The 13315-nt window shown below is 62.1% G+C and carries 15 protein-coding genes and 1 pseudogene; 14 read left to right on the top strand and 2 right to left on the bottom strand.

Going from position 1 to position 13315, the window contains the following annotated elements; translation table 11 throughout:
* Positions 1-20 precede the first annotated feature (20 nt).
* Positions 21-875, bottom strand: a complete 855-nt coding sequence (locus ACNKW1_RS09130; protein ID WP_418364269.1) for a lysophospholipid acyltransferase family protein — start codon at positions 873-875, stop codon at positions 21-23.
* Positions 876-913: 38 nt separating this feature from the next.
* Positions 914-1681 carry a GNAT family N-acetyltransferase gene (locus ACNKW1_RS09125; protein WP_418364268.1) on the bottom strand — a complete coding sequence of 256 codons (768 nt, stop codon included), beginning with the start codon at positions 1679-1681 and terminating at the stop codon, positions 914-916.
* A 113-nt stretch (positions 1682-1794) separates the two neighbouring features.
* On the opposite strand from ACNKW1_RS09125, the gene ACNKW1_RS09120 reads away from it, so the two are divergent.
* The 14 genes and pseudogenes from ACNKW1_RS09120 (at position 1795) to ACNKW1_RS09055 (ending at position 13292) form a co-directional block, all read left to right on the top strand.
* Positions 1795-2241, top strand: a complete 447-nt coding sequence (locus ACNKW1_RS09120) for an HIT family protein (protein WP_418364267.1) — start codon at positions 1795-1797, stop codon at positions 2239-2241.
* A 214-nt stretch (positions 2242-2455) separates the two neighbouring features.
* Positions 2456-3574: a DegT/DnrJ/EryC1/StrS family aminotransferase gene (locus ACNKW1_RS09115; RefSeq protein ID WP_418364266.1), complete on the top strand. Its 1119-nt coding sequence runs from the start codon at positions 2456-2458 to the stop codon at positions 3572-3574.
* Positions 3574-4524, top strand: a complete 951-nt coding sequence (locus ACNKW1_RS09110; RefSeq protein ID WP_418364265.1) for a glycosyltransferase family 2 protein — start codon at positions 3574-3576, stop codon at positions 4522-4524. The genes ACNKW1_RS09115 and ACNKW1_RS09110 overlap by 1 nt, the downstream gene beginning before the upstream one ends.
* Positions 4521-5261: a hypothetical protein gene (locus tag ACNKW1_RS09105; protein ID WP_418364264.1), complete on the top strand. Its 741-nt coding sequence runs from the start codon at positions 4521-4523 to the stop codon at positions 5259-5261. The genes ACNKW1_RS09110 and ACNKW1_RS09105 overlap by 4 nt, the downstream gene beginning before the upstream one ends.
* Entirely contained in the window at positions 5258-6064 is an 807-nt protein-coding gene (locus ACNKW1_RS09100) for a WxcM-like domain-containing protein (RefSeq protein ID WP_418364263.1), read from the top strand. Before ACNKW1_RS09105 ends, ACNKW1_RS09100 begins: the two co-directional genes overlap by 4 nt.
* Positions 6061-6486: a GtrA family protein gene (locus ACNKW1_RS09095; protein ID WP_418364262.1), complete on the top strand. Its 426-nt coding sequence runs from the start codon at positions 6061-6063 to the stop codon at positions 6484-6486. The genes ACNKW1_RS09100 and ACNKW1_RS09095 overlap by 4 nt, the downstream gene beginning before the upstream one ends.
* A gap of 6 nt (positions 6487-6492) precedes the next feature.
* Positions 6493-8331 carry a hypothetical protein gene (locus ACNKW1_RS09090; RefSeq protein WP_418364261.1) on the top strand — a complete coding sequence of 613 codons (1839 nt, stop codon included), beginning with the start codon at positions 6493-6495 and terminating at the stop codon, positions 8329-8331.
* A gap of 28 nt (positions 8332-8359) precedes the next feature.
* Positions 8360-10051 (top strand): GspE/PulE family protein, encoded by a 1692-nt coding sequence (locus tag ACNKW1_RS09085; protein WP_418364260.1) that lies wholly within the window; start codon positions 8360-8362, stop codon positions 10049-10051.
* On the top strand, positions 10044-11291 hold the full coding sequence (locus tag ACNKW1_RS09080) for a type II secretion system F family protein (protein WP_418364259.1): 1248 nt from the start codon (positions 10044-10046) through the stop codon (positions 11289-11291). Before ACNKW1_RS09085 ends, ACNKW1_RS09080 begins: the two co-directional genes overlap by 8 nt.
* A 22-nt stretch (positions 11292-11313) precedes the next feature.
* Entirely contained in the window at positions 11314-11763 is a 450-nt protein-coding gene (gene gspG, locus ACNKW1_RS09075; protein WP_418364258.1) for a type II secretion system major pseudopilin GspG, read from the top strand.
* A pseudogene (locus tag ACNKW1_RS09070) lies at positions 11714-11857 on the top strand (prepilin-type N-terminal cleavage/methylation domain-containing protein); the annotation flags it as partial. The gene gspG and the pseudogene ACNKW1_RS09070, both read left to right, overlap by 50 nt.
* Positions 11858-11920: 63 nt before the next feature.
* Complete coding sequence (locus ACNKW1_RS09065) at positions 11921-12232, top strand: GspH/FimT family pseudopilin (RefSeq protein ID WP_418364370.1); 312 nt, start codon at positions 11921-11923, stop codon at positions 12230-12232.
* A complete protein-coding gene (locus ACNKW1_RS09060) occupies positions 12229-12636 on the top strand; it encodes a PulJ/GspJ family protein (RefSeq protein ID WP_418364257.1) in 408 nt (135 codons plus the stop codon). Before ACNKW1_RS09065 ends, ACNKW1_RS09060 begins: the two co-directional genes overlap by 4 nt.
* Entirely contained in the window at positions 12633-13292 is a 660-nt protein-coding gene (locus ACNKW1_RS09055) for a prepilin-type N-terminal cleavage/methylation domain-containing protein (protein WP_418364256.1), read from the top strand. Before ACNKW1_RS09060 ends, ACNKW1_RS09055 begins: the two co-directional genes overlap by 4 nt.
* Positions 13293-13315 lie beyond the last annotated feature (23 nt).

Genomic DNA, 13315 nt, shown 5'->3' with positions numbered 1-13315 from the left:
TGCGCGGCACTCCAGCGGCCTCAGTCGGGCAGTTCGACGCCGATCGCAGCGGCGATCTCGCTGCGCGCGCGGACGGCAAGGACGCGGCGATCGGTCCCTTCCGTGGTGGTGATCGGCTCGGCCACCGTGATGCGGGCGAGGGTCTTGCGCCGGGCGACGATGTTCGCCACACACGCACCGAGGCTCATCTCGCCGATATACGCTGGCGCGCTGCTGAAGTGATCCTCGGGTGTGCGGTACTGCAGGGCCAGCGTCTGCACCGCATGACCGCAGGCGATTGCCGGCTGCAGCAGCGCCGCATGGAAGTGCAGCAGCGTGCCGCCGTCCGTGGTCGTGCCTTCCGGGAAGATCGCCACGTTGCTGCCAGTGTCGAGTAGCGCCGCGGTTTCGGCATTGATGATGCGGGCGTGACCACGGCTGCCGCGGCGCAGGAAGATGGTGTCGTTGCGGGCGGCGAGCCAGCCGATCACCGGCCAGTCGCGCACTTCGGCCTTGGAAACGAAGGCTGCGGGCGCGAGTGCGTTGATCACGAAGATATCCACCCAGGAGATGTGGTTCGCGATCAGCATGCAGCCCGGGGCGATTGGGCTGCCACGATGCTCGAGGCGGATGCCGAGAACCTCCAGCATGCGTGCGGACCAGCGCTGGCGCAGCGCCCTGCGTCGCGCTGCGCTGCAGAAGGGGTAACGCAGCGCGACGGTCGCCACGCCCCGGGCAAGGAGCAGAGCGAGGTGCGTATAGCGCCAGGCGCGAAGCAGGCGAGGTGTGGTGGCCTCCCGTCCGCTCGGGGCGTCTTCGCGGAGGTCTCGCGCGTCCTCGCCCGAGCCCATGGCGCCGGGCGAGCGGGTACGCGCTGTGCAGGCGTTCGTGGTCATCGCGGACGTGTGGTCGGGAGGAGATCGGAGTGGTGTCTTCAGTCCTTGCGTCCCATGAAGTGGCGCGCATAGCGCTCGTCGAACCGCCCGACGGGCATCAGGATGGGCAGGTCGGCGGTGTTGAAGTCAGGGTCCCAGGCGGGCGCGCCGCAGATCCAGGCGCCTGCACGCAGGTAGCCCTTGATGAGCGGGGGGGCGTCGACCTCGAGATCGCCACGCAGCTTGTCGAGCGGCAGCGGATTGCGCGGAAACACGTGGTATTCGAGCGGCGCCATATGCGCCTGGCCGAGCCGATTATACAGGCTGGCCGCGCGGTGGCCGCCGTCCCCCATGGCGATCGATGCGCAGCCGATGAGGTAGTCGTAGCCGTTCTCCAGCATGTAGCGGGCGAGTCCGGACCACAGCAGTGCGATCACGGCGCCGCTGCGATACTCCGCGTCGATGCACGAGCGCCCGATCTCGACCAGACGGCTGCGCAGATGCTGCAGGCGGGTCAGGTCGAATTCGTTCTCCGAATAGTAGCCGCCCACGCGCCGCGCCGCGGAGGGTGAGAGGATGCGGTAGGTGCCGACGATGCGTCCAGCCGCCTCGTCGCGCACGATGAGATGCTCGCAGAAGGGGTCGTAGATGTCGCGGTCGACGCCGGGTGTGCGGGTCGGCAGGCGTGCCCCCATCTCCTCGGAGAAGACTCGGTAGCGCAGCCGCTGGGCCTCGAGGATTTCGGTCTCGCAGCTTGCAAGGCTGACGTTCAGGCGTCGCGGCGCGCGCGCCGGGCTTTCCTGGCGGGGCTGGATGTGCTGGAGCATGGTGTCCTTCCGTCCTGTTCGGGTCGGACCATTCTCGAAAGCCTGTGTTGCGACGCGTTGACGTGCCCGTTACGATGGGGTGACGACCATGAACGACAAGGAGTTGCCTGGGCATGACAGTGAGTGATCACGATGAAAACTGTGTTTTCTGCCGCATCGTCCGCGGTGAGTTGCCTGCCGCGAAGGTGTACGAGGATGCGCATACGCTGGCGATCATGGATATCCAGTCGGTCAATCCGGGGCACATGCTTGTGCTCGTCAAGCCGCACCGGGCGAACGTCTATGCGCTCGACGATGAACTGGCTGGAGCGGTTTTTCGCACCGCCGCGCGCATGGCGCGCGTGGTCAAGCGTGCCACCGGCTGCCAGGGTGTGACCCTGCTCCAGGCCAACGAGAAGGCGGGTGCGCAGACCATGTTCCATTTCCACATCCATGTGCTCCCGCGCTGGGAGGGGGACGGCATGGAACTGGCCTGGCCGGTGAAGAATCCGCCGCGCGAGGCGCTGGAGGCGATGGCGGAGAGGCTGAAGGCGGCGCTGCACGACGCGACTGAGAGATGAGCGAGGGGTCAGGCTACGATTTCGCGTATCTGGCTGATGCGAGATTCTCGATATCAACCTTCGGTTCGCTGGCGGCGGACGCCCTCCAAGGAGCATCCATTGTATGATGCTTGCCCCGCGGGCCTGCTTTCAACCCCCTGGCGCGATCCACACGCCATCGACAGGGATACGCCGGCTCAGCGACATCAAGAATACGATCATCATGGACCTGTAGATGAGTGCCGAACGTAAGATTCCCTTCTTTCTTCCTGGCGCATCCAACCCGGAAGCGTTGCTGTCGCGCTCGATTTCCCGCGTGTTGGCCAGCAACTGGTTCGTACTCGGGCAGGAGGTGACTGCCTTCGAGAAGGCTTTTGCGGAGTATATCGGTGTATCGGACTGCGTCTCGGTAGCCAATGGAACGGATGCGCTCGAACTGGCCCTACGGGCGGTCGGCGTCCGCGCGGGAGATCGCGTCGTGCTAGCCGCGAATGCTGGCTACTATTCAAGCACCGCAATCAATGCGATCGGCGCGGTTCCATGCTATGTCGACATTGATCCCCGGACCATGTCGTTGGCGCCGACCTTGGTGGAAGGGGCGCTCCAGAACCGCCCTGCGGCGGTGATCATCACTCATCTGTATGGGCAGTTGGCCGATGTCGAGCTGGTGGGCGGTCTGTGCAAACGTGCCGGCGTTCCCTTGATCGAGGACTGTGCCCAAGCCCATGGCGCAAGGCGGGCTGACCGGTTGGCTGGCAGTTTCGGGACTGTAGGTTGCTTCAGTTTTTATCCGACCAAGAATTTGGGCGCAATTGGCGATGGCGGGGCGGTAACTACGGGCGACGACGAGATTGCAACTCGATTGCGTGCGCTCAGGCAGTATGGCTGGGAAGGTAAGTACCGGGTTGCCGTACAAGGGGGGCGTAACAGCAGACTGGATGAAATCCAAGCCGCGGTGCTGCTGGACAAGCTGCCCCTGCTGGACGCGTGCAATGAGGCGCGCAGGGCGATCGCTGTCCGTTACAGCGCCGGGCTTCGAGCACTCCCGCTGGAGCTGCCCGTCAGCGTGGGCCCCGACTACGTGGCGCATCTCTACGTCATCCGCTCAAACCTTCGGGACCAGTTGCGAACTTTCCTGGCGGAGAGGGGGATATCCGCTGAAGTGCACTACCCAATTCCGGATCATCGGCAGGCCGTAAGCGCTCCTCTCCATGGTGATCAACCGTTGCCAGTCACCGAACGAGCCTGCGACGAGGTCCTGTCTTTGCCGTGTTATCCGGGGCTGGACCTTGAGGCGCAGGCGCTGGTCATTGAGGCCATCGAAGACTTCTTTCGCGAGCAAGGGCGCTCTTGATGCTCAGTCTTGTTGTTCCCGTATTCAAGAATCAAGACTCGATTCCAGCTTTGCTGGAAGTCATTTCCGGAATGGGCCGAAGTCTCGATGGCCAACTGGAGGCGGTGTTCGTCGTCGACGGAAGCCCAGACCGTTGCTTCGAGATCCTGCGCGATTCGCTCCCGGGGTGTGGCTTCAGATCGAAGTTGCTGCTCCTCACAAGGAATTTTGGCTCTTTTTCTGCCGTGCGAGCTGGACTCGAGGCAGCAAGCGGTGAGCGTTTCGCAGTCATGGCTGCTGATCTGCAGGAGCCTCCTGAGTTGATCCTTGAAATGGATCGAGTGCTTCGTGAAGAGCCGATCGACGTCGCGATCGGAACACGTGAAGCGCGGGAGGATCCCCTTTCCGTACGGATTCCTGCCCGAATCTTCTGGGGCTTCTACAGGCGATACATCGTCGCCGACATGCCGCGCGGTGGCGTTGATATCTTTGGCTGCTCGCGGGAGTTCCGGGATGCTTTGCTGGCGCTCAAGGAAAGCCATAGTTCCCTGATCGCTCAAGTTTTCTGGCTGGGCTTCAGGCGAAAGTATCTCACGTATGTTCGTCGCCGCAGGGAGCATGGAGTTTCGTCCTGGACGGCGCGAAAGCGCATCAATTACTTGATGGACAGCGTGTTCTCGTTCTCCGACCTCCCGATAAGGTTGCTGATACGAGTAGGTGCCGGCGGGGTGGCGCTGTCCGTCGTGCTGGGGCTTGCCGTCCTGCTGGCAAGGTTCGGCGGTGCCATAGACGTACCGGGTTACACGATGACCATGGTGGCCATTCTATTCTTCGGTGCGCTGAATCTGCTTGGACTGGGTGTGGTGGGTTCGTATGCCTGGAGGGCGTACGAGAACACCAAACAGAGGCCGCTCAATGTGGTCTTGAGTTGTTCTGAATTCAATGTGCGCCATCTGGAGGAGAAATCGTGATTCACCCTACCGCCTTGGTTTCGAGCACTGCGATAATTGGAGAAAGGGTTGAGATTGGCCCGTTTACGATTGTCCATGACAATGTGGTCATAGGGAACGACGTCAGGATCGGCGCCCATTGCGAGCTTGGCGTGGCCAACCACCTTTCGGGAGGCCGCCCCCTGAGCATAGGCGACAATTCATTGATACGTTCGCACAGCGTTTTCTATGAGGGATCAACGCTTGGAGCTGAACTCGTCACTGGGCACAGAGTGACGGTCAGGGAAGGTACCATCGCCGGGCGAAATCTCCAGATTGGGACGCTCGGTGACATCCAGGGGCACTGTCGAATTGGTGACTATGTCCGTTTCCATAGCAATGTGCACATTGGTCAGAAGAGTGTCATCGGCGACTTCGTCTGGATATTTCCTTATGTTGTGCTCACGAATGACCCGCATCCACCCAGTGAACACTTGGTCGGGGTGACCGTGGAGGACTACGCGGTGATCTCCACCATGTCGGTCGTATTGCCGGGAGTGACCGTTTCGCGCGGTTCACTTGTTGGCGCGCATGCGCTCGTGACGCGAGACACCGAGCCTGCAATGGTGCATGTGGGCTCTCCTGCAAAGGCCGTCTGTGCCACAAGCAAGATCCGCCTGCAGGATGGCTCTGAGCGGCCTGCTTACCCCTGGACATCGCATTTCACGAGGGGATATCCAGAGGAAGTTCTGAGCAAGTGGCGCGGAGAGGAATCTTGAGAAATGGCGAGGTGTCCGGGGACGGGCATGGTGAGGTGGCTGCGCTGACCTATATTGGTCCCGATGTGATCCTTGGGACTGGGGTATCAATTGGGATTGGGGCTGTGATCCTTGATGGCAAGTCAGAAGCGCCAGCGAAGGGTGTTGGGCTAGCCACGGTCATACACGATGGTGCCAGCATTGGGGCGAACGCCACCGTTCTTCCCGGGGTCGCCATCGGAGAGGGAGCGGTGGTTGCTCCGGGTGCAGTCGTATCCCGTTCCGTGCCTGCGTTCGCCAGAGTGGAAGGGAATCCTGCGCGCATCGTGGGGTATTTGAATGCGGTGGAAGAGGGTGTAACCATCCTCAGGCCCGGTTCGGGCGAGGAATGCACCGTCGAAACTTCGGTCAGGGGGACTTTCCTTAAAAGAGCGAAGCGTGTGGAGGACCTTCGTGGAGCGCTCGCGGTGGGTGAGTTCCCGGTCGATGTGCCGTTCGTTCCACGGCGCTATTTTCTGGTGTTCGATGTGCCGTCGGCCGAGACGCGTGGAGAGCATGCGCACCATAGGTGCGCACAGTATCTGATTGCGGTTTCGGGTTCTCTGCACGTGTTGGTCGATGACGGGCATGCTCGTGAGGAAATCCTTCTTGATCGTCCGGAGCTAGGGCTGTACATCCCCCCCATGGTTTGGGGCGTTCAATACCGCTATTCTCCCGGTGCAGTCCTGCTGGTCTTTGCATCCGATCCCTATGATCCGGACGATTACATCCGAGATTATCAGGCGTTCAGGCGCATTGCCCTGGGAGTGGCCGCGGGATCATGATCGATCCAGGCGCCCAACCCCTGTTTTCGCGCGTCTTCCGGTTTTTGCTGTCGGGTGCGGGAAACACGGTCCTCAGCTATGGCCTTTATCTGGTGCTCATCGGCTTTCTGCCGTACTGGCTCAGTTACTCGCTGGCTTTTGCATTCGGGGTGGCGTACTCATACTTCATGTTCAGGTACTTCGTCTTTCGCGCGAAGGGTGTCCGTCATGCTTACGTCCGTGTCGTCCTCATTTATGCCATTCAGTATTTGCTGGGCCTCGCGCTGGTGAGGGTGTGGGTGGAGCTTCTGGCACAGCCCGAATGGCTTGCCCCCGTTTTTGCGACAGCGCTTTCCCTGCCTTTCACGTATTACATGAGCAGCAGGGTTTTTCTGAGGCGACTGGATGCAAGCGACGAGTCGGCGAGTGAACCCAATGTGTGAGTCATCGTGTTTCTGAATGTCATGTTCCGGCTCTTGCCGGTCATCAGCCTGGTACTCTGCGCCATTGCGTGGCTCGTGTATGGGCTGGATTTTCCCTTCTTCGATGACTGGCGAGGGTATTACAGCGGGAACATTCACTCGCTTGATCCGGCTTATCTATTCACGCCGATCAACGGCACCTTATCCCCGGTTGGTCTCGCGTTGGACGCGCTGGCACAGCGCTGGCTGAAGGGCAACTCCATTGCGTACCAGTTCCTCAGCATGGTGACTGTTCTCGGGGCGCTGCTTTACTTGCAGTGGAGACTTCTCAGTCAAGTCACCAATGATCGCGTTATCGCGGCGACCTGCTTTGGTCTGACGATATTCATGCTTCAGCCCGGCTCCTATTGGGGTCGAGAGAATCTCGCCTACCATCAGGCTCTTCCTCTCGTTTTCCTGCTGGCCGCATTCGTTCTGATGCATTCGCGCCACGTCCGATCCTGGTGGGCGGGTATCGTCGTAGCGCTGCTGGGGTTCGCAGCGGGGTTCAGTTATATATCAGGCGCTTTTGCCGCGATGACAGCGGGCATTGCGCTCTGGGTGTCGGGCCGCTTCGTGGAGAAGCCGGTCGCAATTGCGCGCTCGAATCTTGGAGCGGTGCTTGGTGCGGTCGGTGCAATTGCCGCCGCAACGCAGTTCTACCTTGCGGTCTTTCCTTTTGCCGGGTCTGAGGAGCGAGCCGGATTCCGAATGGCCTTCCCCGGTGAGCTTGAATACTGGATCTTCCTGCTAGGGAAGATCGCACGGAGCCTCTTGCTCCCGCAGGAGCACCCGGCGGTTTCGTTGGGACTCATTTCGATCCTGTGTGTCATTGCGTTGACGTTGCCGCTCTTCGCCTTGAAAAGGCTACGCGGTGCCGGGCGCGCGGATCATGAAGTTTCAGCGGTGCTCGGTATCTATCTTGCGCTGGGGGCGGCGGTCTTCAGCTACCTGATGCTTGTCGCAGCTGCTCGAACGCACCTTAGACCCGATGACGTGCAAGGCTGGCGCGGAGTATTTACGTTTGCTTTCCAGCGCTTCCATTTCTTCTGGGCTACCCTGCTCTGGCCCTGGCTGCTGGCTCTCGCCCTTCTATTGTTTCGAAACAGGCGTACTGTGGTGCTGCGACTGGGGTCTGTGGTCGGTGTGCTGGCGATAGTGCATGCAGTGGATGGGGGGGCGTTGCATCATGCGCACAGTTTCCGCAGCCACATCCAGACGCGACTGCCGACCGTAAGCTGCCTTCACGCAGGGCTTCTGCAGGGAGGTAGCATGAATTGCCCCGAGTTCAATCTGCCGGACTTCACGCCAGCCTATATCTACGCATACAAGACCAAGGCTTCCTTTGTCCGCTATTTTCCACTGCCGTTTGTTGGCATGGGTATGGACGACCCTGCGCCCCTGTTTCGCCTCTCGCGTGATGAAGAGGGGGTGGTTCGAGACCAATTGACCGAGTGGAGCGAGAACAGGGACGTGCTCGAGGCGGGTGCGGATCCAAAGCTCTTGGTTCATGTGAGACCAGAGGTGGATATGACCCAGTGTGCGGTAATCGACTTCTCGGTCATGATCGCCGCCGAGCGGGACGACGCCGCTCAACTCTTCTTCCGGGAGGCCGATGACGCCGGATTCAGTGAGGAGCGATCGACGTGGCTTGCCGTTGGCGGGGGCGCACGGTTCCAGCGGCTCGATTTCCGGCTGTTCAGCGAGAAAGGGTTTGCTGGCGATCTACGCCTGGATCCCGTGTCCGGCTCGCAGAAGATCATGCTTGGGGAGGCGGAGTTGCGTTGCAGGCTGCGTTTGCGGGATCTTGCACAGCCCGGGAACTAGGTTGTTCACATGTTCATGATTGATTCCTATGAGTTCTGAGCGCAATACGGGGGAGCGGCTTGGTGACCGACTGGTCGCAAGAGGGCTTCTCGCAACACGCAATCTGGAGCGGGCACTACACGCCCAGCAGGAAACGGGTGGGCTCTTCGGCAAGGTTCTGGTCAGTCTCGGGCTCGTTTCGGAACTTGACGTTGCGAGGGTGCTCTCCGAGCAACTGGGCGTGCCCGTGGTCTCGGCCGACGATTACCCGGCCGTTTTGCCTGAAGTGGAGGGCCTGAGGACCGAGTTCCTGCATGCGGCGCTTGTCTGTCCGCTCAAGGTTGAAGGGAACGTTCTCACGGTTGCGATGGCGCAGCCTCAGGATGCCTTCACCCAGAAGGGCTTGCACCTCGCGACTGCGCTCGAGATCCGCCCCGTGCTAGGTCTGGAGAGCGACATCGAGGAGGCTCTCAGGCGCTCCGTGCTCGTGCTGGAGGATGCTGAGGAGGATGCGGGGGAGGGCGGCAGCGAAGGTGCCGATTTCGTAGAGCATCTCCGCGATCTCGCGACTGAAGCGCCTGTGATCAGGCTGGTCAGTTCCATCGTCAACAGGGTGGTTGATCTCAGGGCCTCGGATATTCATCTCGAACCGTTCGAGGACGGGCTGCACGTTCGTTATCGCGTCGACGGGATCCTGCAGCCGGTGGAGAGTGTGCCCGGACAACTCGCGGCTGCGGTTGTGTCGAGGGTGAAACTGCTGGCACACCTCAATATTGCCGAGCGACGCTTGCCGCAGGACGGCAGGATCAGGATGCGAGTGAAGGGAAAGGAGCTGGATCTGCGCGTATCCTGCCTCCCCACGGTGCATGGTGAAAGCGTCGTGATGCGGGTGCTGGACCGGTCCAGCGTGCGCTTCGGGCTTGAGGAAATGGGCTTCAGCCCGGACAACCTGGCGGGCTTCAGCGCTCTGCTGGAGCGGCCTCACGGCATCCTTCTCGTGACGGGCCCCACTGGCTCGGGAAAGACTACGACGCTCTACGCTGCGCTATCGAAGCTCGATGCCACGAGCCTGAAGATCGTGACGGTCGAGGATCCCGTTGAGTATCAGCTTGAAGGCATCAACCAGATTCATGTGCATCCTCAGATTGGTCTGACCTTTGCAAGTGCCCTCCGCGCAATTCTCCGGCAAGATCCCGACATCATCATGATCGGCGAAATGCGGGATGGGGAAACAGCCCAGATTGCGGTGCAGTCCGCGCTCACCGGGCATCTCGTCCTCTCCACGCTGCACACCAACACCGCGGCCGGCGCGATTGTCCGGCTACAGGACATGGGCGTGGAGCGCTACCTCCTGACCTCCTCCGTGAATGGTGTGCTCGCGCAGCGTCTCGTTCGGCGCCTGTGCCCGCATTGCAAGGAGCGCGCGCATCTTCCGCAGGGGGTTCTCGGTCACGCGCTCGCCTCGCGCTATCTGCCGGCAGGTGAGGTCTATGTTGCCAAGGGATGCGGACAATGCAAGGGCAGCGGCTATCTCGGACGCAGCGCGATTCATGAACTGATCGTGCTCGACACGGTGTTGCTCGAAGCCATCAACCGAGGGGAAGACTCCGTTTCGCTCCAGGCGCTGGCACGAGAGCGGGGCATGGCCAGCCTTTTCGAGGATGGTCTGCGCAAGGTGGCCGCGGGCGAAACGACGCTGGATGAGGTGATGCGGGTTACACAGGATCAGAACGGTGGCTGAGTTTCGCTATCGTGCAGCCAGTCCGGCTGGCGTTCTCCTGGAGGGAGACTGCGACGCGGCCTCGGTCGAGGCCGCGGTACGAAGCCTCCGGGCTCGCGGGCTGACGCCCATTCTCGTAGAGCCGATGGAGGCCCCCCGTCCGCAGACCGGTGCGCTTTCCCTGGGCTCCCGGAAGCAGGGCCGTGGCGTCTTTCGGCGGGCCGGCAGGATCGGCGCTGCGGATGTTCTGGCGATCAGCACTGAGCTGTCGGTCATGCTGAGGGCCGGCCTCTCGCTCGATGGCGCGCTGCGGGTGCTGATCGACATGAGCCATGGTCCCGCGACCACGGCGTTGTTGCAGGACATCCTCGAAAGGGTCAAGGAAGGCTCCACGCTGAGTGCGGCCCTGACCGCGCATCATGGCCTCTTCGGCGATTTCTACATCAACATGGTCCGCTCCGGGGAGGCAGGCGGCAATCTGAGCGACGTTCTCGCGCGGCTCGTCGAGCATCTGGAGCGCATGCGTTCGTTGCGCGAGAGTGTCGTGTCCGCGACGATCTATCCGAGCATCCTGTTGGTGGTGGCCGTTCTATCGCTCGTCGTGATGCTCGGCTTCGTGGTCCCGCAGTTCGAGTCGATGTTCTCCGATCTTGGTGATGCGCTGCCCTTGCCTACCCGGCTCGTTCTGGAGGCCGGCGACTGGTTCAAGCACTACGGACTCTACGCCGCCGTGTTAGCACTGCTTGGCGGGGCGGTGCTTTCGCAATGGGGGCGCTCGCCTGCAGGGCAGGCCCGGCTGCAGGGACTGGCGCTTCGAGTGCCCGTGCTGGGTGGCGTACTGCGAAAGTACGACATCACGCGATTCGTCCGCTCCTTCGGTACCTTGCTGGGGAATGGCGTACCGATTCTGGTCGCACTCGACATCGCGCGCCAGACGGTGGGCAATCTTCAGTTCCGGCAGATCCTTGCGCGTGTCACGCCTGCAATGAAGAGTGGCGGAAAATTGACGGACGCTCTCGGTGCCACGGGTTTCTTCGAGCCCATGGCGCTCAACCTGATCAAGGTCGGAGAGGAAACGGGGCGCCTGGATGTCATGCTGCTGGAACTCGCGAGGCTGTTCGATCGCGATGTCGAGACGTCCATCAAACGAGCGCTCACCATGCTCGAGCCGATCCTGATCCTGACTCTCGGCCTGCTCATTGCGGTCATTATCGTTTCAATTCTTATGGGGATACTGTCGGTCAACGACTTGGCTCTATAATCCAGCGCTTCCACGAATTTCCATGAGCGGCAAAATGTTCGTCCCTTTCTCCAGACCTGAGCTTCGGCGAAGCGCGGGCTTCACCTTGGTCGAGCTTCTCGTGGTGCTAGCCATCCTGACCCTGCTCGTCGGCCTCGTCGGACCACGCGTCCTGGGCCAGTTGGGCGGTGCGAAAAGCAAGACGGCGGCGGTGCAGATCGCCGATATCGAAAAATCCCTCGAGCTGTTCAAGCTAGACGTGGGGCGCTTCCCGACCAAACAGGAAGGCCTGGACGCGCTGGTTACCAGACCCGGGGTAGTCAGCGGCTGGAACGGACCGTACCTCAAGGGGGATGCAGTCCCGCGCGACCCGTGGGGCAACCCCTACCAGTACGCACCTGCGGCGGGGCAGGGAGGGGTTGAAATACTCTCGCTCGGCGCGGATGGCGCGCCAGGGGGCGAAGGCGAGAATGCCGACGTCCGTAACCGGTGAACGACAGCGAGCCAATCGTGCGCGCAGAGGCCACCAGGGGTTCTCTCTCGTAGAGTTGCTGGTCGCCTTCGCCGTGCTTGCCCTTGTCATGGGGGTGATGCCCTTTGCCGTATCGAAGTTTCACGAGTCTGCCGAGTATCGGAGCACCGTGAGGCAGATGCGCGCAATGCTTATCGAGGCTCGCCGGCAGGCGGTGGGGCGTGGAGTCAGTGTCGCGTTCGAAGTGGATCTTCATGGCCGCAGCTTCGGTCTGGAAGGCGCCGTGGTGCAACGCATGCCGGCCGATCTCCAACTGCGTCTGGATGTCGCCGCGAACGAGCTCGACTCCGGGCGTCGTGCACGCATTCGCTTCTATCCCGATGGCGGAGCCACGGGGGGCAGTATCGACATCCTCCGGCCCGGCGGGGGCGGGGCCCGGTTGCGGGTGGACTGGTTGCTTGGTCGTGTCAGCCAGGAGCCTCTTTCGTGACTCCTCCCGCCCATGCCCTCGAGCGGGGTTTCTCTCTCCTCGAATTGCTGGTCGCGTTTTCCATCATGGCCGGCTCCCTGGTGGTTTTGTACAAGGCCACCGGGGGGGTCATAGACACCACGGGGCGCCTCGATCGACACGCCCGGGCGCTGCAGCTTGCAGAATCGGTCCTCGCCGGGCGTGACTGCATCGAGCCGGCCAACCCGGCCGCACGGGGCGAATGGTTTGCGTACCGGTGGACGCTTGCCTCTGCGCCCTATCCGGCAAGAGAAAGTGCGGATGGCTCGGTCGTGCTCCACCGTGTCGAACTGTCCGTGTCCTGGCCGGGCGAGGGGGTGGATCAGAGCCTGGGCCTTATAACCATCCTGCCGCAATGCATCGAAAAAGCACCCACAAAAGGATGAGGCGGCGGCGTCGCGCGGGATTCACGCTGGTCGAGGTGCTGGTTGGCCTGGTGCTCTTCTCGCTCATCATGACAGGCTTGCTCGGCGCGCTGCGCGGCTTCGCCTCTGTCGGCGGGAAGGTCGATGCCCGCCTCCAGGCGCAGGACGCCGACCGTGTCGTCCTCGGATTCCTGCGCTCGGTGCTCGGCAGCGCACAATCCCTTCCGCGCAGCGCTGCTGGCCCGCGCCGCGTCTGGTTTGATGGAGATGCGGTCGGTCTTGCCTGGGTCGGCGTCATGCCGCCCCGCCATGGTTTCGGGGGCCTGCACCACATGCGGCTTGCCGTTGCGGGCCCTGCCTCCGGCGGGGGGCTGGACCTCGTGCTCCAGTACGCGCCCTATGAGGATGCTCGCGCGCCGGTGAACTGGGCTGCCGCCTCATCTCGTGCCCTGTACTCGGACGTCTTGGGTCTGGAACTCGCTTACGAGGATCCCAGCGCAGATCCGGGGGGACGATGGGTCACAACCTGGCGGGATCAGGAGCGTCTGCCGGCGCGGGTGTCCGTTGGCATCCTGCGAGCGGGAGGTGCAGCGCCGCCCCCCCTGGTCGTACAACTGCCCGGAAGGCCCGCAGGCAGCGCGGGGGGAGGCGGATTCGTGATTGGAGGCAGTCGTTGATGGACCATGCGGCCGCCCGATCG

The sequence above is a fragment of the Thauera sp. WH-2 genome (assembly GCF_048321015.1).
Classification (GTDB): Bacteria; Pseudomonadota; Gammaproteobacteria; order Burkholderiales; family Rhodocyclaceae; genus Thauera.
This window is presented reverse-complemented; position numbering and strand designations above follow the sequence as displayed.